Here is an 18,387-nt window from a genome sequence, read left to right on the forward strand (position 1 = left end):
CTGCTTTGGGGGAAATTTCCGGTCTGCGTGAACAGCCGAAATGAAGGCGCATTGCAGATCTACCGGAACCGACCCGATCTCAAACGTTGGAACCCTTAAAAAAAGATCGCCAATATCAGACATTGCCTTTCCCGTTTCACCGCCCTTCGGCGGCATATCGACAGCCACTTGATTTCGACGTAGCAATGACGCCTGATCCAATTTCGAGATGGCTTGTTCAATGCGCCACAGCGACAAAACACTGCGGCGGCGTCTGGTTGATGCACTGCGCCCGTTGGCCGAGCGCGACACGCGCTTACTGCTCAACAACGAAGATCCACCGTTCATCTCGGCCTTTGTCGCCCGTCACCGAGAAACGATTTCCGAGCTCAGCATGCCAGCCGCCGGCCTAGTCATCGTTATTGAAGGCCGCAAAGAAGTGCTGTGGGGCGCCGAATGTAATATCTACCACGCCGGTGACGCCTTCGTACTGCCGGCCGGTGCGGAGGTCGACGTTGTCAACGAACCAGATGCAGACACTGGCGTCTATCGCGCCCTGTTCGTCCGCTTCTCTCGTGCCCTGGTCATTGAGGCGGCGCGCCTTTGGCCACAACTCATCGTGCGCGAAGTGCCCCTCGGCTCTTCCATCACAATCAGTCCAACACTCTGCTCGGCAATCATCCATAGTGGCGAGGCGCTGGCAGGTCCGCTCGACCAATCCCGGCGCGTCGTAGACCACCGTCTCCTCGAGGTTCTGCTTATCCTGGCCGAACAGGGTGCACTGCCATTGATGCCCAAATATGTCGACGGTTCAGTCACAGAGGCGGTGCGGCTCTTGATCCGCCACCGGCTCGATCACGCGTGGTCCACCGCTGCGGTCGCCGCGTCCCTGTCGATGTCAGAGGCCACCCTGCGGCGTCGACTGCGGGACGAAAACCAATCACTCCGCGCGCTGCTGCTCGCCGAAAGAATGCAAGCCGCTTATCTCATCCTCTCGGATCGGGATGCCGATGTTGCCGAGGCAATCGCCGCTACGGGCTATGCTTCACGTTCACACTTCTCGCGGCGCTTTCAGGATGCCTTCGGACAGGCTCCTTCGACCGTTCGAAGGGCACGTAAAAAACCAACGGCCTGATCGCTTCAGGCTCATTTCTGATCAGATCTGGCCCATCCGCGCGGGCATCGTTCCCTATGCTCGACTGAAATCAACCAAGCGAGATGAACAATGATCGGGAATAAAAGCATATGGGCCGCCATTACAGTGGCCGCCATATTTTCGGCGACGGCGCCCATGGCAGCTAACTCCACGCTGTCCGTGAAAATCGAAGCGCTTGACAGCTCTGGCCGGTTTGCAGACGCAGCCACCTTCTGCCCACCCGGGATTGGGTCCAAGGACGTGAGCCCCGGCGTCTCATGGTCGGCAGGCCCCGAGGGCACCAGATCTTACGCGTTGCTGATGATCGATCCGGACGTACCGCAGGATTTTAGCCTCATCAATAAACCTGGCACCACAATTCCAGCCGAGGCGCCGCGGATCAGCGTTTTTCACTGGGTGCTGGCCGATATTCCCGCCGGTATCATGTCCATCGGCGAAGGCGCAGAAAGCGAGGGTCTCGTGCCGGGCGGTAAGCCGGTCGGCGTAACGCCTCACGGGCTGCGCGGCGCCAATGTCTATACCAGTTTTCTGGCCAAAACTGATGGCATGGCTGGCACCTATGGCGGTTACGACGGCCCCTGCCCGCCCATAAACGACCAGCGCATCCACCACTACACCCTTAAAGTGTTCGCACTCGATGTTCCGACATTGGGCCTTTCCGGGCCGTTCACTGGCGAAGACGTGAAGAAATCCATGGCTGGCCACATTCTGGCGAGCGGCGAAGCAATAGCGACCTATTCATTGAACCCGAGCCTGATCCCCGCCGCCACGCCGAACTAGATCACCATCTCGAAAGGTTGAACCGCACCATGTCATCGATAAACGTTTTGTCCTTACCCGTCTTCAATCGGGATGCATCCGGCTACGACGCCCTTCGGCGCGGCCTCATTCCCTGTTTCGATGCGTTTTACGGCACAGCACTCGACTTGATCGACGACTGGCGGGACGCCGAGAAACTGCGGGTACTCGATCTTGGCGCTGGCACCGGCCTTTTCACCGCCATGCTGCTGACCCGCCACCCCGATGCCCAGATCCACCTCATCGATGCCTCCGAAAGGATGCTCGAGCAGGCCCGGAAACGCTTCGATGGTAATCCGGCCATTACCTATGCTGTGGCCGACATGGCCAATACCGAACTCGGCGGTCCGTGGGATCTCATCATATCGGCATTGGCGATTCATCATCTGGAAGACGCCGGAAAAAAGCACCTCTTCGGTGAAATTCGGGGCGCCTTGTCGGAGGGCGGCCTGTTCGTCAACGCCGAGCAGGTCCTTGGCCATGATCCCGAGGTAGAAGCGCGCTACGCCCGTACCTGGCTTCAGCAAGTCAGAAGGCTGGGCGTACCCGAAGTGGAAATCGCAAAAGCGCACGAGCGCATGTCCCACGATCGTTGCTCACCGGTCGAAAACCAGTTGCAATGGATGCGCGATACCGGATTTTGCGAAGTTGACTGCAGCTTCAAAGCATGGCGTTTCGTTGTACTCAGCGGCCGACGTTAGGACCGAGCAGGCGCCCGTGACGGATTGTCGAGCCCTCGCAGCCTCCGTTACGATCGTTGATTGGTCCAAGCCTGTCATGGGACGCTGGCATCCCTGTTTTGGGATTGCTCATTCCGGGGATATTCTCGCTGCTGGCGATTATCTGGGCGGGAGGTACGGCATCTTCTGAATGACCCAGATAATGACGCGGGCCGTCCGCTTTTCGAGTATCGTAACCGAAAGTTTTCAGTCCGTTACCCACCCCCCTAAACGGTCGTTGACAGCATGATAAGCGAAAAGACCGCTTTTGAGAGCGTGTAAATGTTACGCGGGTGTCCAGAATTGGCGGCGCTTTGCTGAAATCGTTTCCGCGTTCAGCCCTTGGCGGACATTCAGGCTATGAACCCAAGCCTTCCGCATCATAACACGGAAGGCACTTATTGGATTTACCAAAATCCATATCATACCCGTTCAGATAATTTGTGCTGTCGCGCGACGTTCGCCACTCGCGCCCCGTAGAGACGTGCGGTTTCAAGATCGCCGACAGACATTTCCTCTGGTGCCGCGTCCGCATCCGACTGCGCCATCGGTGCGATATATGAACCCATTCGATTTGCATCGTTCCGCACCGACGATTTCAGGTTCGACGGCTTGATACCAAGACTCACCCATAGGCCACCATGCTGCCCCGCAAGAAGAACTAAATATTGCAGGGTGTTGAGCTTGTCGCCGTTGAGACTGGCGCTATTGGTGAAGCCGCCGAAGACCTTGTCCTGCCATTTTGCGGAAAACCAAGGCTTCGAGGATGCGTCGGCGAACTTCTTAAACTGCCAGCTCGGTCCGCCCATGTAGGTGGGTGTGCCGAAGATGATGGCGTCGGCGGCATCAAGTGCCTCCCATCCGTCTTCGGAAAGGTTACCCTCTGCATCGATAGCATGGAGCGTCGCTTCGGCTCCTTCGGCGACGGCTTCTGCCATGCGGTGGGTATGGCCGTAACCGGAATGATAAACGACGACGGTGTTTGAGGATAAGTTGGTGGTCATGATTGGCTCCTTTGGCCGTGGTTTTTCACCTCGCCGACAGGACTCGGCGCGGTTCGATGTTTTGCGATTTGGTGGTGAGACTGACGACTCAGACTATGAGAACTGGACGAAGACTGCGATCAGCAGCAGCAACAGGAATACTGTTGGCGGCGGGATGTGACTGAAATCGCGCGCTTTAACGACAGAGAAGATCGCGGCGACCATGATGCAAACCCCAAGCGCTGCGCCAATCGCGAATGTCGGGCGAAGGACAAGAAGAACGGCCGTCATAAATTCGAGGAGCGCCGTTACCCAGCACCACCACCATGGGAATCCGTAGCGGACGAATTCTTCACGGATGGGTTTGCGAGCGGTAGCGTTGATAACTCCTCCGAAGAGAAAGGCGGCAGCTGCGGCGAGCGTCGCAGCATTTGCAAGCGAGAACGATATCAGGTTCGACATTCGGAGACCTCAAGGGCGGCATGGCCGCATTGGCTATAGCGTCGAACATAAAACTAGCATTGCTATATTGTCAATCGTTGCAATAAATATTCCTTATTGCTAGTATGGGCTCGATAGCGGACCAAGGTGCAAGCATGGGTATCAACGAGCGCAAAGAGCGGGAACGGGCTGATCGGGAGAAGCGGATCATCACCGCGGCAAGAATGCTTGCCGAACGGGATGGATGGGCTTCGGTCACGGTGAGGCGTCTCGCTCAGGAGATCGAATACAGTCAGCCCGTCCTGTACGCCCATTTTGAGAATCGTGACGCGATCGTCGGGGCGGTCGCGCTCGAAGGGTTCGGAGAACTTGGGCCGACATTGCGGGCTTCTGTCCGCCGAAATACCAGTCCAGCAGAGGCTCTTGACGACGTTGCTACGGCTTATCTTGATTTCGCCTTTGCAAGGCCAGCTCTCTACGAAGCCATGTTCGTTCTACCGAGCGGCCTTCGGTTCGCCAAGTCCGACACGCCCCAGGTGCTGCGCGACACGTTCGGAGCGATGATGGCGGTCGTTGAGCCCTTTTGCGACGACCCTGAAATCACAACCGAAACTTTCTGGGCTGCTTTGCACGGACTGGCAGAGCTTGAGCGCCACGGCCGGATCAGAGCGGCGTTCCGGGGAGAGCGCATAAGGCGCATCGTTGGAATGTTCGCGATGGTGAATTGAGTCATCTGCAGGACACCAAGGCCCAGAGGCCGACGTAACAGATGTCAATCGCAATAGCGTCACCGTCTTCGTGGATGACTTTTCCAACCTGCAAAAACCCCCTTTACTTGAAGCTCTTACCGAGAAGCTCCATGCCGCAGGCTTGGTGGTGATGCTGATCAATATCAACAGTCACTTCGACCATGTGAACGCCCCTTCTCCACGCGGACCAGCGTCAGGTCGACGCCATCATTCTGTTTGGTACGGCGTTTCGCGACGAAACCCTGACAGATCTGCAGCAAGGACACGGCATGCCGCCTATGTTCGTGCTTGCGCGCGACAGTCAGATCGATGGTCCAGAGCGAAGCCGCAATAGTCGTGGGCTATAAGCCATCGATGGCGTCACCCGCCGGCTTCGACCCGATAGAGCAAGAAAGCTTTATCCAGTCAGGATTGAACATGCATTGAGATCCAACCACCCCGCAGTATACGAAGAGCCGGATCTGCCCCGATTTTAAACAATTATTGCAATAATACGTCGATCGATTCACTTGTGTTATATTTAGGCAGATTCCTCAGCCGCGAATAGACAAAGAAATGCGACCCGAAAGCCGGCCTTCCGGCAGAATGGTTCTCAACCCCCGGCTTTCCCATTCTGTTTCCGGTAAGCACAAAGCACCTGCTGCCATGGAAACAGGCTCAAGGCAGAGATACTTTTCCATTCGATGAACAGCGAGATATTCAAATATTGGATCAGCCTCAAGCAGCAACGTTCCCCTGTCGAGCTCTACCTTGGCCGTGGACCAGTTACGGAAATGCAAGGTATAGCCGGTGGCAGCCGGAATTGAGCGGCTGGAGCGTGGGTGCGCTTCGGCCCCGGTTGGCACGTTCAGTGCGTCAAGAGGATACTCCAGTTTAGCGTCCGTTTCCGCATGAGACGACAGAGGCACGGCGAGATACGGGTGCCATCCAAGGCTCACGGGCGCTGAAGCATCGGATGAGTTGATTATCGACAGTTCGACGATCAAGCGATCAGGTTCAAGCCGGAAATGTTGTTCTGCGACGAATGAGAACGGCCATTCGTCATCCGCTTCGTAGTTCAATTGCAGCGTCACGCGATCTTCGGCAGCACTTGCTACATGCCAAGGACGGCGGTGGGCCGGCCCGTGCATCGCATCAGGCGTCAGGGCCGGGTGTGGAAGAAGGCGATGCGTCTTGCCGCTCTCAACAAATGAAGCGCCGTAAACGCGATTATGATAGGGCACCAGAGGGTACGCGCCAGCGCGCGGCCAGTTATATGGCTCGAAAACGTCCGCTTGCGTGGGTGCAAGTATGTCACCCATCTCTGCGTGCACTAGGTGGGTCATCCGTCCACCCCAGTCAGGGCGAAAGCGGGCCAAGAGCGGCCCGCTTTCGATGGAGATCGTTTCAGGCGAAGGCATAGGAACCATCTGGTCGCTTGGGTACCCGGCGTTGCCAGTGAACGTAGCCGTCTTCCTGCATGGCTTTTTCGTCTATCTCGACGCCCCAGCCGGGACGATCCGGCCGCAGTTCGAGATAACCGTCCTTTGGCAGATAGGGATCAACGACGTAACGCGTGACGTCCTCTTCCTTCACCAGATCGTTGCCGCCGTAAGCATAGACCTGGCCCTTTGGCAGCCTGTATTCCAGAATGCGGAAGTTCTGTTGGACGGCGCAGAAGTGAACATTGACCGCTGTCGCCAGCGGCCCCATGGGATTATGCGGCGCAACGCTGACGAAGTGGGCTTCAGCAAGGGTTGCGATGCGACGCATTTCCGAGATACCGCCGACCACGCAGATATCCGGCTGGATGATGTCGGCGCCCTTCACCTGAAGAAGTCGGAGAAACTCATTGCGATTGTAGAGGCTTTCGCCCGTTGCAAGGGTACAATTCAAACCCTGCTTGAGATCGCCGTACATCTCGATATTTTCCGGACGGAGAGGCTCCTCGTAGAAAAGCGGGTCGTAAGGCGCAAGCGCATTGCCAAGCTGCCGCGCGGCAGAGGGCTCGAAAATCTTGGCGTGGGCATCAAACGCGATGTCATAATCGGCGCGGACGGTTTCGCGCAGCGTACGGAAATATTCCGCGGAGCTGCGCACCACCTCGCCCCAGCGATGCGCATGAATATCGACACGCCACGGGCTGAGCTTGAAGGCGGAAAAGCCCCAGCCTTCATTGAGACGGTCGAATTCTTCTCTGGCGGCTGGTGCATCCGGAGCGGTATAGACGCCCGCATAGACCTTGATTCGATTCCTCACCTCACCGCCGAGCAACTTGTAAACGGGTACCCCGACAGCCTTGGCGGCCAGATCCCACAGGCAATGATCCAGCGCTGAAATAGCCGACAGGCCGAGTGCGCCGGGCGGGAAGCGGTTCTGCTGCAACATCAGATTATAGAGAAACTCTACCCGCGTCGGATCCTGCCCCGCGAGGAAGTTGTAGAGGTAATCCAGAACCGGCGGCAAGGCGAGATCGGGTCCGTGATTGTAGCATTCCCCCCAGCCGGTCAGTCCGTCATCGGTATCCAATGCGACGATGACGCGGGGACGGTCCTTGTCGCGGGTGACGAACACCCGCATGCGATCGATTTTCATGCCTCAGTCTTCCTCATGAATTCAAGGAGATGGAAAATGTGGGGTCATTGGGCGGCGGCGCCATTTTTGATTGGTGCCGGTTCGACATAACGGAACCGCCTCGTCCGGTCGCGATCCCGCGGATCCGGCCGTGGGATCGCGGAAAGCAATGCCTGGGTGTAGGGATGATCCGGTGCGTTGCAGACCTTTTCGGCCTCCCCCACCTCGACCAGCTTGCCGCGATACATGACGCCGACCCTGTCGCACATGTAGCGGATGACGCCAATGTCATGACTGATGAAGATGTATGCGAGACCCAACTCGTCCTGCAACCTCATAAGCAGATCCAGCACCTGAAACCTGACTGAAACGTCCAGAGCCGATGTGGCCTCATCTGCAACGATGATGCGGGGCTTCAGCGTGATGGCTCGCGCAATCCCGATGCGCTGACGCTGACCACCGGAAAAGGCGTGCGGATAGCGTTCACGCCCACTGGGATCCAGACCCACTTGCTCCATCAGGGAGCAGACACGCTCCTCCAGTTCCTTACCCTTGGCAATCCCGTTGACAAGCAGCGGTTCTCCAATCACCTGCGCGACGGTCATGCGTGGATTGAGCGACCCGAAAGGATCCTGGAAGACCATGCGCAACTCCCTGCGCGCAGCCTTCAGTTCCTTTCCTTCTATCTTCGACAAATCGACAACGGAGCCGTCGGCTCTTCTATAAAGCATCTCGCCAGCCGTCGGATCATAGAGGCGCATGATGGAGCGGCCCATGGTCGTCTTACCCGACCCGCTTTCGCCGACGATGCCAAGCGTCTCGCCGGGCAGAAGCTTGATCGAAACACCGTCCAGCGCCTTCATCTCGCCGAAGTGCATCGACAGGTCCTTGACTTCCAGTATCGGCGCCACGGTCTGATCAAGCGGCGGACGGACAAGGCGGATTTCGGCCTTCTGCTCCAGCTTGAGGACCGAGCCGATCAGCATCCGCGTATAGGGATCCTGCGGCTTGTGGAAGATTTGCTCGACTGTCCCGTACTCCTTCACGACGCCATGATGCATGACAAGCACATCATCAGCGATTTGAGCGACGACGCCCATATCGTGCGTGATGAACAGCACGGCCATACCGTGGGCCTTTTGCAGCCGCGATATCAGATCGAGAATTTCCGCCTGCGTGGTGACGTCGAGCGCCGTCGTCGGCTCGTCGGCAATGAGGAGCTGTGGCTTGCAGGCAAGCGCCATCGCGATCATGGCGCGCTGGCGCATACCGCCGGAATATTGGAAGGCGTATCGGTCCAGCGCCTTTTCCGGGTTTGGAATCTCAACCTGCCGCAGCAGCTCGATTGCCTCTGCCCTCGCCTGCGCCTTGCTCATTTTCAGGTGAAGCCGCAACACTTCGGTAATCTGGTCTCCGACCGTATGAACGGGGGAAAGCGACGACATCGGCTCCTGGAAAATCATCGCGATATCGGCACCGCGAACAGCCCGGATGGCACGCCCTCGTGGGTCCAGTTTCGCCAGATCAACCGACGAACCGTCTGCCTTGTTCAGGATGATCGAGCCGGAGGCGATATAGCCGGGGCTATCGATGATCTGGAGGATGGAGCGGGCCGTGACGGACTTGCCCGAGCCGCTTTCTCCCACCACGCAGAGCGTCTTGCCAGGCTCTATCGAGAAAGAAATATCGTTGACGGCACGAAAAACGCCGGTACGCAACGGAAATTCGGTAACGAGATTGCGAACTTCAAGAAGGGGCTTTGCAGGCTTCATCGAGACGACTTCACTCATATAAAGGCCCTCACTTGTTATAGGGGTCGGCTGCATCGCGCAGACCATCGCCGAGGAGGTTCAGCGCCATGACTGCAACAACAACGGCAACACCGGGCAGGAAGAGCCACGGAGCCGTCGCAATCGAACGGATGTTCTGGGCCTCACGCAGCAGCACGCCCCACGAAATCGTTGGCGGCTGAAGGCCGAGACCGAGGAAGGACAGCGACGTTTCCGCGAGGATCATTGCGGGTACAGCCAGCGTGACGGAAGCGATGATGTGGTTGGAGAAGCTGGGCAGCATGTGACGGAAGATGATGCGCCCTTCGGGAACACCGTCCAATCTGGCAGCAGCAACAAACTCTTCCGTTCTGAGCGACAGGAACCTGCCACGCACGACGCGGGCAAGCTGCGCCCAGCCGGTCAGGGACAGGATGATGGTGATCATCATATATTGAAGCGTCGCGGGCCAGCCCTGCGGCAGCGCCGCTGCCATGGCCAGCCATATGGGGATGGTGGGCAGCGACAGGACGAAATCGATTACCCGCTGCATGACGAAATCGATACGCCCGCCATAATACCCCGAGATACCGCCTAAGACGACGCCGAGCAGCAGCGAAAAGAACACGCCGACAAGACCAATGGACAGGGAAATCTGCGAACCCTGCACGACACGGCTGAAGACATCGCGGCCAAGCCGGTCAGCCCCGAAAAGAAACAGCGGTCGCGTCTTATCGGTGGAGGCCAGAAGATGGATGTTGGTGTCGAACAGTCCAAGCACGGAATATTCGTAGCCGCGACCAAAAAGCTGGATCGGTATTTTCTTCCCCGTGTCTTCAACGAAGACGGCGGCCAGCGTTTCAGGGTTACGCGTCAGCTTGAGAGGGTAATAATGCAGCCCGACGGAGAAACCATCCGTCGTGTCGATCAAATGAACCCGTTGCGGCGGATAAAACGTCGCGCGGGCATTTTGAAGCACCGGATCATTGATCGCAAAGAAGCCGGGCACGAGGGCCACGACATACATGGCAATGGTCACCACGAGAGCGGCCATGGCCAGACGGTGGCGCTTGAACGCCCACCAGATGAGTTGCCATTGCGAGGCGACGGCGGCGCGGTCGGGGCGAATGGTGGTGGCTACAGCAATATCGGCCATGACGCCCTCCTATTCGAGTCGGATTCGGGGATCGACCACCGCCAGCAGAATGTCGCTGATCAGCGATCCGATCAGCGTCAACGCGCAGATCAGAAGCACGAAGGCCCCGGCGAGATACATGTCCTGCGCCATCAGCGACTGCAAAAGAAGCGGCGCTGCGGTGGGCAGGTTGAGCACGATGGCAACGACGACGGAACCCGAAATGAGGTTGGGTAACAGCCATGCAATCGTGGAAATGAAGGGGTTGAGGGCAATTCTTAGAGGATATTTCGTCAACAGGCGAAACTCCGACAGCCCCTTGGCACGCGCAGTGGTCACATAGGGTTTCGGCAATTCGTCCAGCATATTGGCGCGCATGACGCGGATGAGGCTGGCGGTGGAGGAAATGGCAAGGATGGCGACCGGCAACCAGATATGCGCCATGAGATCGATCATCTTTGCGATGCTCCACGGCGCAGTTTCGAACTGGGCCGAGAACAGGCCACCGACATCCGCGCCGAATTCGACCGCCGCGACATACATGAGAACCAGCGCAAGCAGGAATGACGGGATGGAAAGTCCGAAGAAGGAGAAGGCGGTGAACATGTAGTCGCCGATGGAATATTTCCGCACGGCGGAGAAGACGCCAATGGGCAGCGCGATGGCCCATGTGGCCAGCAGACTTGCAATTGCCAGCACAAGCGTCAGCGCCATGCGCTCCCAGATCAGGCCCGATACCGGCTGCTGCCACTCGAAGGATATGCCGAAATCACCCCGGCTGATGATGCCCCATATCCATTTCAGGTATTGGATTATCATGGGATCGCCGAGACCGAAACGTTCACGCAGTTGCGCGGCGGTGTTCTGGTCGATGACTTCGTTCGAAGCGGCAAGCGTGGCGATATAGGTCGTCACATAATCGCCTGGCGGCAACTGAATAAGGACGAAGGCAAGGAAGCTGACGGCAAACAGCGATGGAACCATCCATAGCAGCCGTTTCACGATGAAGACCAACATGTCGTTCTCACAATCACGTTTTGCAGCATATCCGCCTGGCGAACGCGGATACCTGCCACTCGACCCAATCGAAAAGTGTCGCCGCGCAAACGGCGACACACATCAGTCGTTTAGCTTGTGAAGGTGAACTGCTGCGGCAGCGCCGGACCAGGGTTCGGCCAGGACCAGCTGTCTGGTTCCTTTTCCGGAACATTGTGAAGATTGTTCCTGATGATGCCGAAACCGCCAACAGCCAGGCAGACGCCAATCGTTTCGAATTCTTCCGCAGCGATATCGAAAATCTGCTTCATGATTTCGCCACGCTTGGCGATATCAGCAGTCGAGCGAGCTTCATCGAAAAGCTTGAACCGCTTCTTCTGGCTTTCCGGCGGCTCCTCACCCTTCTGACCGTTGGACGTATACCAGAGCGCCCATGGAATGGCGTAACGTGATCCTTGTGGATGGAAGGCGAAGAAGTCGCGCGGATCGAGCATCGGGTCCAGTCCACCCGGACCCGGCCACACAGCCGCATCGTGGGCGTTGTCGTCACCACGCGTGTAATACAGCGCGCGTTCGATGGTGTTGACCTTGATATCGACGCCGATCTGCGCCCACTGCGCCTTCACCAGTTCCAGCGTGTCGACGAGATCGGGATAGAGCGTTGGAATGACATCGATTGAGAAGAAGATCGGCTGACCATCGGGACGCAGGCGAATTCCATTGCCGTTTTTCTTGTCGTATCCAGCCTTGTCGAGAAGCTCGTTGGCTTTATCCGCATCGAACTCGGTACTCTGCCGCGCGAGTTTCTCGTGGTACCATGGGTGTGTCGGGCGCGGACCGGTCTGATAGGCTTCGCTCTGGCCGAAATACACGATGTCGATGATCTCCTGGCGATTAAGCCCCAGCGACAGGGCCTGCCGGAAGGATTTGTCCGCAAACATCTTGCGCATGGCAGGATCTTTATGGGTGATGTTGAGATAAATCTGGCATTGCTGGGCAGCAGACGGAACCAGCGTCATCAGCCGGTAATTGCCCTTCTCCATGTTCTGGGAAAGCGTCGGCTTGTTGGCGAGCACGCTGATGTGGCGTTCCTGAATATCGATCTTGCCCGAAATCACGTTGAGCATCAGGGATTCGACATCCTGCGAGATGCCGAAATTGATCTCGTTGATATAGGGCAACTGGTTGCCATCCGTATCAACCTGCCAGAAGTATGGGTTGCGGGTCATGACAACACGCGTCGCACCGCCGGAATAAGGTTCCTTGACGACCCATGGATCGAGCGTCGGCTTGTCGACATTTGACCAACGGGACGGGATTTCGATATCGCCGCATTTGGCACGGAAAAGCTCCGTCCAACTGGAAACACCGGCCGCCTTGACCTCTGCATCGAGAGCCGCATTGTATTTGGGCAGGAACTTGCTGCAATAATGCTTGGGGAACAGCGTGGGGTGCTGGCCCAGCGGGGTCGCAAGATTCTCGAGATACAGCGCGTTCGGTGCCGCAAACTTGAACTTTACAGTGAAATCATCGACCTTTGATACGTCGACGGCCTTACCTGCCACGGACAACTGCGCCGGAGTGGCGCTGTAGAGCTCCTTGTTCTTGATGCAGTCTTCGATCGCGAAGACCACGTCATCGGCAGTGAACGGATGGCCGTCAGACCACTTCGCGCCCTCAATCAGATGGAAGGTGAACTCGGACGCGTCAGGACTGACTTCCCACTTCTCCGCAAGGTTCGGCAAGACCTCGGTGAAGTCCATGTTCCAGCGAACGAGGCTCTGGTTGCCGACCATGCGCAGGATGCCGTTATGGTCCGACGACCCGCGAAGACCACGGCGCAGGGTGCCGCCATAAGTGCCGACCTTCTCGAACGGCGTCACCACCATCGGGTTCTTCGGCAGGCGATCGGCCAAAGCCGGTAACTTCCCATCCTTGACAAGGGCAGCCAATTCAGGCGCTTCCTTGCCAACCGCAGCTTGTGCCGAAGTACCGAGGAGAGACAGCGCAGCAACGCCTCCAAGCCCGGCAATAAATGTACGGCGCGTTACGCCGTGCGAGATTTCATCCCCATCGCGCATCGATCGATTTCCTCCCAAAAGATCGCAGGTCGCAACGAGGTGAACCTCATTGCTTCAGCCCTCCCGGCTGGCCCACGTGCCGATCCTCCATCGGCAGGGTGACCATATGAGTGTTTTCAGATGATTACAAGTATTGACAGATTTTTACAGATTTTTTATTCATGGATAAAGTTTTCACAATCGAATACGCCGTTCGCGGTCGGGAGTTGATCAGCTTCCAGCGCGCCTGTAGAGACGCACTTGATAACGTCTGAAATGAAATGCTGAGAAGATTCAGCGATTTGCGACGAGAGGGCGCAGATGGATAATCTGACAACATCTGCTTCCTCCAGGAGCGAGACGCGGCTGAGCGACATCGTGTACGAGAAGATCGTCGGCATGATCAGCGATGGCCGTTTTCCGCTGAACGAGCGGCTGCCATCCGAACAAAGCCTGGCGTCGATGTTGGGCGCATCGCGTCCGGTCGTGCGCGAGGCGCTGGAGAGACTGCGCAACGATGACCTTATCGTGTCTCAAAAAGGGTCCGGCTCCTATGTTCGCCAGCGGCCCGATTCCTCCGTTCTGCAACAAGTACCTGTCGGTTCGCTCGCCGACGTGCAGCGCTTCTTCGAATTCAGGTCTGGCCTCGAAGCCTCTGCCGCAGAACTGGCGGCAAGAAACTGGCAGCCCGCGGACAGGTCGCGAATCGAGCAGGCGCTCGCAGCGCTGGAACTCTGCCTCGAGCGGGGTGATCTCGGCGCGGAGGAGGACTTTGCCCTGCACGATGCCATCGCCAGAGCCAGCCACAACCAGTTTCACATCACGGTTCGCACCTGGTTCAAGCCCCACTTTGCAATCGGACAATCCGTGACACGCAGCCTTAGCCTCAAACGCACGCCTCAACATGTTCGTGACGTGCAGAACGAGCATACCGCAATTGTCGAGGCTGTATTCGAGCGACGGGAGCAGGCCGCTCATGACGCGATGAAGGACCACATCCTGAAGGCGCGTGCCAGAATGTTCAAAGGCGTGGGCGGTGAGGGAGGAACCTGAACTTCTGACCGATCGACGCCACACGGATGATGGAGGAGAATTCGTGAGCCAGCCGCGCATTATAGAGCCTGCAATTCGCACACTTATCGACACACCGCTGCGGGTGGGCGAGTCTCCGACGTGGGACGAGCGAACCGGCGACCTGTGGTTCGTGGACATTCTGGCGCCTGCAATTTTTTGCCTTTCAGCAAGCGGAAAACTCCAGCGTTTCGACATGCCGGCACAGATCGGCTGTCTTGGCCTCTGCCAAAGTAACCTGATCATCGCGGCATTGAAGACAGGCGTTCATCTGCTCAATCCGCAGAATGGTGAACTCGAGCTTCTCTGCGATCCCGATGAGGGGAGAGCCGACAGCCGGTTGAATGATGGAAAGGTTGGCCCAGATGGTCACTTCTGGGTGGGCACAAGAGATGAGGCAGACGTTCCCACCGGCAATGCTCGCCTCTATCGCGTTTCTTCCAGCGGTCACGTCGAGCGCTTCATAGACGGCGATATGCTGACGTCCAACGGTCTCGCCTGGAGCCCGGACGGGACACGGATGTACCATTCAGATAGCAGCGGGCTGCTGCTTCAGGTTTTCGACTTCGATGTTCAAACGGGCAGGCTTGGGCCCGCCAAACGCCTCCATGATTTTCAGCCGGACGAAGGCAGGCCGGATGGTGCTGCGACAGACAGCGAAGGTTGTTACTGGAGTGCCGGTGTGCAGGCGGGCAGATTGAACCGCTTCACTCCCGATGGCGAATTGTTTGAAATCTACAAGATGCCGTTCAAGGGTCCCACCATGCCCTGCTTCGGCGGTCCCGAACTCAAGACACTCTACGTTACCAGCCTTGTGACAGACACAAACGGCGTCGCAACATCAGGAACATTGGTTGCTTTCGACGCGCCTGTTGCTGGCGCCCCGATTCACAAATTCCCCCTTTGACGATAGATTTTACTCCACGGGAGACCGATTAATGACGACATTTGATATTCGCCAGGCGCTGCACGGCATCTCCGGCGTTCCCGTTACGGCATATGACGCCGATGGAGAGATCAGTTTCGACATCACCGCCGAGGCCTACGCCCGTGTGGCCAGGGCCGGCATTCACAACATCGTCGCTGCTGGCAATACAGGCGAGTTTTACGCGTTGACGCCCGCTGAAATCCTGACGGTTTACGAGGCCGCAATCAAAGGCGTGGACGGCATTGCTCCCGTCACCGCCGCAATTGGACGCTCGCAGCGCGAAGCAATTGCGATGGCGCGGACCGCAAAGGAACTCGGCGCATCCGCAGTGATGTCTCACCAACCGGTTGATCCGTTCGCCGCTCCTCAATCTCAAATCGACTATTTCCTGGGGCTGGCTGAAGACAGCGCGCTTCCTCTTGTCGCCTATGTACGGGCCGATGGATTTGCGGTGGACGATATGGTGAGGCTCTCCAGCCATCCAAATGTCGCGGGCATCAAATTCGCCACGACAGACATCATGCTGCTGTCGCGCGCCATCGCCGCCTCCGACGCAGACGGAGCCTTGTATATTTGCGGCCTTGCAGAAAGCTGGGCCCCAGCCTTCGCCGCAGTCGGAGCGCGTGGCTTCACCTCCGGTCTCGTTAATGTTGCACCGCATTTTTCAATGCAGGTTCACGAGGCTCTTGTGGCAGGCGATTTCGACGGCGCCCGAAAGATCGTTGAGAAGATCGAATTGTTCGAGCGGCTGCGCACGCGCTACCGAAACGGCGCCAATGTGACTGTGGTGAAAGAAGCAATGGAAATCACGGGGCTCGCCGTCGGTCCGGTGCGCGCCCCTGGACTCGTGCGCTTGGATTCGCCGGACCGTGCTTTGCTCGAAGACCTGCTGGCCAGCTGGAAATAACCTCCCAAGAGCGAGATGCTCCCAACGCTTTCGGACGTTGAGAGCATCATACGACGATGCTGTTATTTTTCATGTGAGTTTGATCCATTTTCCGTTTTGCCGTGATCCACTTACGAAGGATAAAATTGTTGTCGGACAATCCACTACGCCGGATCTGGTGAGCTAATGCGAAATGGAAAAACGGATTAAATCTGAGGAAACTCATCAATCCTTGTTCTGAGGGTTGTTACCGTTCCTGGAGGAACGCAAAAAGGGCTCCGAGTTTCCTCGAAGCCTTTTGATATTGGGTTTAAATTTTGGTTGCGGGGGCAGGATTTGAACCTGCGGCCTTCAGGTTATGAGCCTGACGAGCTACCGGGCTGCTCCACCCCGCGTCCAGCGCATTCGGCAAGGCCGAATGTCGCGGTTACGTCGTTGCTTTAGCGACGACGGATCTTTGCCGGAGATAAATTGCGGAGCAATTTATCTCCTGTAAGGGGCGCACATGATTTTGTACGCCATTTCATTTTGTTTAAAGCTCTGCCTTAAACGACGAAAGGCCGCTTGGATAGCGGCCCTTGGTGTCGGCTGGGCCGAGGTATGTGAGTTGAGAAGATTTTGAGTTGCGTTTTGCAGACCTGGCAGCGACCTACTCTCCCGCGTCTTGAGACGAAGTACCATTGGCGCTGGGGCGTTTCACGGCCGTGTTCGGAATGGGAACGGGTGCAGCCGCCCCGCGATAACCACCAGGTCGGCAAAACGCAACATTGTTCATGTTTTCACATGGACTGTTGTTTTCGAGAAGCTGGGTGGCGATGCCACTTTTTATCTTAATTACACGTCTTACTTGACCTGTCCGCATTCTACCTTTGCTCAACAGTGAGCATAGCAGCCATACAGACCAGAGGTCGTCGCGCCTTCCGGTTTTTGCTCTCAAGCAAAATACCTGTGGCGCGGCCCGTCCGGAGCCCATCGGGCGTCAGGACAGAAGAATGATGTCATCGAACTTTGTTCGATGAACATAATCAATGGGAACGAAGAAGTCGATCGAGCTATTAGTAACGGTAAGCTTCACACATTGCTGTGCTTCCACACCCGTCCTATCAACGTGGTCGTCTTCCACGGCTCTGATAGGGAACACTCGTTTTCAGGTTGGTTTCCCGCTTAGATGCCTTCAGCGGTTATCCATTCCGTATATAGCTACTCTGCTATGCCCTTGGCAGGACAACAGATCCACCAGAGATACGTCCATCCCGGTCCTCTCGTACTAGGGACAGATCCTGTCAATATTCCTACACCCACGGCAGATAGGGACCGAACTGTCTCACGACGTTCTGAACCCAACTCACGTACCGCTTTAAATGGCGAACAGCCATACCCTTGGGACCTGCTCCAGCCCCAGGATGCGATGAGTCGACATCGAGGTGCCAAACAACCCCGTCGATATGGACTCTTGGGGGTCATCAGCCTGTTATCCCCGGCGTACCTTTTATCCGTTGAGCGATGGCCCTTCCACACGGGACCACCGGATCACTATGACCGACTTTCGTCTCTGCTCGACTTGTCAGTCTCGCAGTCAGGCGGGCTTATGCCATTGCACTCGACGACCGATTTCCGACCGGTCTGAGCCCACCATCGCGCGCCTCCGTTACTCTTTCGGAGGCGACCGCCCCAGTCAAACTACCCACCATACACTGTCCCGGATCCGGATAACGGACCGCGGTTAGACATCCACGAAGATAAGGGTGGTATTTCAAGGATGGCTCCACACGAACTGGCGTCCATGCTTCAAAGCCTACCACCTATCCTACACATGCCTTGGCGAATGCCAGTGTAAAGCTATAGTAAAGGTGCACGGGGTCTTTCCGTCTGACCGCAGGAACCCCGCATCTTCACGGGGAATTCAATTTCACTGAGTCTATGTTGGAGACAGCGGGGAAGTCGTTACGCCATTCGTGCAGGTCGGAACTTACCCGACAAGGAATTTCGCTACCTTAGGACCGTTATAGTTACGGCCGCCGTTTACTGGGGCTTCAGTTCAGAGCTTGCACCCCTCCCTTTAACCTTCCAGCACCGGGCAGGCGTCAGACCCTATACGTCGTATTGCTACTTCGCAGAGCCCTGTGTTTTTGATAAACAGTCGCTACCCCCTGGTCTGTGCCAC

Annotated in this window: 15 protein-coding genes, 1 tRNA gene, 2 rRNA genes and 1 pseudogene (1 of these 19 running past the window's edge); 8 read left to right on the plus strand and 11 right to left on the minus strand. The window is 57.0% G+C overall.

Going from position 1 to position 18,387, the window contains the following annotated elements:
* The first annotated feature begins 220 nt into the window (after positions 1–220).
* The 3 genes from GSF67_RS17700 to GSF67_RS17710 all read left to right on the plus strand — a co-directional run bounded on the left by GSF67_RS17700 (position 221) and on the right by GSF67_RS17710 (position 2,634).
* The gene (locus tag GSF67_RS17700; protein WP_006316055.1) at positions 221–1,114 is read left to right on the plus strand and encodes an AraC family transcriptional regulator; all 894 of its coding nucleotides are present in this window, start codon (positions 221–223) and stop codon (positions 1,112–1,114) included.
* 156 nt (positions 1,115–1,270) lie between these two features.
* A complete protein-coding gene (locus GSF67_RS17705) occupies positions 1,271–1,915 on the plus strand; it encodes a YbhB/YbcL family Raf kinase inhibitor-like protein (protein WP_244399908.1) in 645 nt (214 codons plus the stop codon).
* 29 nt (positions 1,916–1,944) lie between these two features.
* The gene (locus tag GSF67_RS17710) at positions 1,945–2,634 is read left to right on the plus strand and encodes a trans-aconitate 2-methyltransferase (RefSeq protein ID WP_176072054.1); all 690 of its coding nucleotides are present in this window, start codon (positions 1,945–1,947) and stop codon (positions 2,632–2,634) included.
* A gap of 440 nt (positions 2,635–3,074) precedes the next feature.
* Here GSF67_RS17710 and GSF67_RS17715 read toward each other — a convergent pair whose 3' ends face one another.
* On the minus strand, positions 3,075–3,656 hold the full coding sequence (locus GSF67_RS17715; protein ID WP_006316059.1) for a flavodoxin family protein: 582 nt from the start codon (positions 3,654–3,656) through the stop codon (positions 3,075–3,077).
* 93 nt (positions 3,657–3,749) lie between these two features.
* Positions 3,750–4,097 (minus strand): DoxX family protein, encoded by a 348-nt coding sequence (locus GSF67_RS17720; protein ID WP_176072055.1) that lies wholly within the window; start codon positions 4,095–4,097, stop codon positions 3,750–3,752.
* 134 nt (positions 4,098–4,231) lie between these two features.
* Between GSF67_RS17720 and GSF67_RS17725 the strand changes: the two genes are divergently transcribed.
* Positions 4,232–4,804, plus strand: a complete 573-nt coding sequence (locus GSF67_RS17725; protein WP_035216623.1) for a TetR/AcrR family transcriptional regulator — start codon at positions 4,232–4,234, stop codon at positions 4,802–4,804.
* Positions 4,805–4,856: 52 nt separating this feature from the next.
* Positions 4,857–5,139, plus strand: a pseudogene (locus tag GSF67_RS26065) (LacI family transcriptional regulator); the annotation flags it as partial.
* Between the two features lie 219 nt (positions 5,140–5,358).
* On the opposite strand, the gene GSF67_RS17730 reads toward GSF67_RS26065, so the two are convergent.
* The 6 genes from GSF67_RS17730 to GSF67_RS17755 form a co-directional block, all read right to left on the minus strand.
* A complete protein-coding gene (locus GSF67_RS17730; RefSeq protein ID WP_006316063.1) occupies positions 5,359–6,225 on the minus strand; it encodes an aldose 1-epimerase in 867 nt (288 codons plus the stop codon).
* Entirely contained in the window at positions 6,212–7,399 is a 1,188-nt protein-coding gene (locus GSF67_RS17735; RefSeq protein WP_006316064.1) for a galactarate dehydratase, read from the minus strand. Before GSF67_RS17735 ends, GSF67_RS17730 begins: the two co-directional genes overlap by 14 nt.
* 44 nt (positions 7,400–7,443) lie before the next feature.
* Entirely contained in the window at positions 7,444–9,168 is a 1,725-nt protein-coding gene (locus GSF67_RS17740) for an ABC transporter ATP-binding protein (protein ID WP_006316065.1), read from the minus strand.
* Positions 9,169–9,178: 10 nt separating this feature from the next.
* On the minus strand, positions 9,179–10,303 hold the full coding sequence (locus tag GSF67_RS17745) for an ABC transporter permease (RefSeq protein WP_176072056.1): 1,125 nt from the start codon (positions 10,301–10,303) through the stop codon (positions 9,179–9,181).
* 9 nt (positions 10,304–10,312) lie between these two features.
* The gene (locus tag GSF67_RS17750) at positions 10,313–11,299 is read right to left on the minus strand and encodes an ABC transporter permease (RefSeq protein ID WP_006316067.1); all 987 of its coding nucleotides are present in this window, start codon (positions 11,297–11,299) and stop codon (positions 10,313–10,315) included.
* 110 nt (positions 11,300–11,409) lie between these two features.
* Positions 11,410–13,359 (minus strand): ABC transporter substrate-binding protein, encoded by a 1,950-nt coding sequence (locus GSF67_RS17755; protein WP_006316068.1) that lies wholly within the window; start codon positions 13,357–13,359, stop codon positions 11,410–11,412.
* Positions 13,360–13,659: 300 nt separating this feature from the next.
* On the opposite strand from GSF67_RS17755, the gene GSF67_RS17760 reads away from it, so the two are divergent.
* Genes GSF67_RS17760 through GSF67_RS17770 form a run of 3 tightly spaced genes read left to right on the plus strand, consistent with a single transcriptional unit; the run spans position 13,660 to position 16,244 of the window.
* On the plus strand, positions 13,660–14,391 hold the full coding sequence (locus GSF67_RS17760; RefSeq protein ID WP_006316069.1) for a FadR/GntR family transcriptional regulator: 732 nt from the start codon (positions 13,660–13,662) through the stop codon (positions 14,389–14,391).
* A 43-nt stretch (positions 14,392–14,434) separates the two neighbouring features.
* Positions 14,435–15,316, plus strand: coding sequence for an SMP-30/gluconolactonase/LRE family protein (locus tag GSF67_RS17765; protein ID WP_006316070.1), 882 nt, complete (start codon positions 14,435–14,437; stop codon positions 15,314–15,316).
* A 31-nt stretch (positions 15,317–15,347) separates the two neighbouring features.
* Positions 15,348–16,244 carry a dihydrodipicolinate synthase family protein gene (locus GSF67_RS17770; protein ID WP_006316071.1) on the plus strand — a complete coding sequence of 299 codons (897 nt, stop codon included), beginning with the start codon at positions 15,348–15,350 and terminating at the stop codon, positions 16,242–16,244.
* A 297-nt stretch (positions 16,245–16,541) separates the two neighbouring features.
* Here GSF67_RS17770 and GSF67_RS17775 read toward each other — a convergent pair.
* From GSF67_RS17775 to GSF67_RS17785, 3 genes are all read right to left on the minus strand, one after another.
* Positions 16,542–16,618 (minus strand) — tRNA-Met (locus GSF67_RS17775).
* Between the two features lie 241 nt (positions 16,619–16,859).
* Positions 16,860–16,974: ribosomal RNA gene (gene rrf, locus GSF67_RS17780) — 5S ribosomal RNA — on the minus strand.
* A 283-nt stretch (positions 16,975–17,257) separates the two neighbouring features.
* Positions 17,258–18,387, minus strand: a 23S ribosomal RNA gene (locus GSF67_RS17785) (it continues 1,679 nt past the right edge of the window).

The organism is Agrobacterium sp. CGMCC 11546 (genome assembly GCF_013365515.1).
GTDB classification, from domain to species: domain Bacteria; phylum Pseudomonadota; class Alphaproteobacteria; order Rhizobiales; family Rhizobiaceae; genus Agrobacterium; species Agrobacterium fabrum.

Bases quoted from the DNA above. Each gene is read 5' to 3' on its own strand.
- GSF67_RS17725 (WP_035216623.1), top strand. From the start codon at position 4,232: ATGGGTATCAACGAGCGCAAAGAGCGGGAACGGGCTGATCGGGAGAAG.
- GSF67_RS17735 (WP_006316064.1), bottom strand. From the start codon at position 7,399: ATGAAAATCGATCGCATGCGGGTGTTCGTCACCCGCGACAAGGACCGT.
- GSF67_RS17700 (WP_006316055.1), top strand. From the start codon at position 221: ATGCGCCACAGCGACAAAACACTGCGGCGGCGTCTGGTTGATGCACTG.
- GSF67_RS17770 (WP_006316071.1), top strand. From the start codon at position 15,348: ATGACGACATTTGATATTCGCCAGGCGCTGCACGGCATCTCCGGCGTT.
- GSF67_RS17755 (WP_006316068.1), bottom strand. From the start codon at position 13,359: ATGCGCGATGGGGATGAAATCTCGCACGGCGTAACGCGCCGTACATTT.
- GSF67_RS17750 (WP_006316067.1), bottom strand. From the start codon at position 11,299: ATGTTGGTCTTCATCGTGAAACGGCTGCTATGGATGGTTCCATCGCTG.
- GSF67_RS17745 (WP_176072056.1), bottom strand. From the start codon at position 10,303: ATGGCCGATATTGCTGTAGCCACCACCATTCGCCCCGACCGCGCCGCC.
- GSF67_RS17720 (WP_176072055.1), bottom strand. From the start codon at position 4,097: ATGTCGAACCTGATATCGTTCTCGCTTGCAAATGCTGCGACGCTCGCC.
- GSF67_RS17760 (WP_006316069.1), top strand. From the start codon at position 13,660: ATGGATAATCTGACAACATCTGCTTCCTCCAGGAGCGAGACGCGGCTG.
- GSF67_RS17710 (WP_176072054.1), top strand. From the start codon at position 1,945: ATGTCATCGATAAACGTTTTGTCCTTACCCGTCTTCAATCGGGATGCA.
- GSF67_RS17705 (WP_244399908.1), top strand. From the start codon at position 1,271: ATGGCAGCTAACTCCACGCTGTCCGTGAAAATCGAAGCGCTTGACAGC.
- GSF67_RS17730 (WP_006316063.1), bottom strand. From the start codon at position 6,225: ATGCCTTCGCCTGAAACGATCTCCATCGAAAGCGGGCCGCTCTTGGCC.
- GSF67_RS17715 (WP_006316059.1), bottom strand. From the start codon at position 3,656: ATGACCACCAACTTATCCTCAAACACCGTCGTCGTTTATCATTCCGGT.
- GSF67_RS17740 (WP_006316065.1), bottom strand. From the start codon at position 9,168: ATGAGTGAAGTCGTCTCGATGAAGCCTGCAAAGCCCCTTCTTGAAGTT.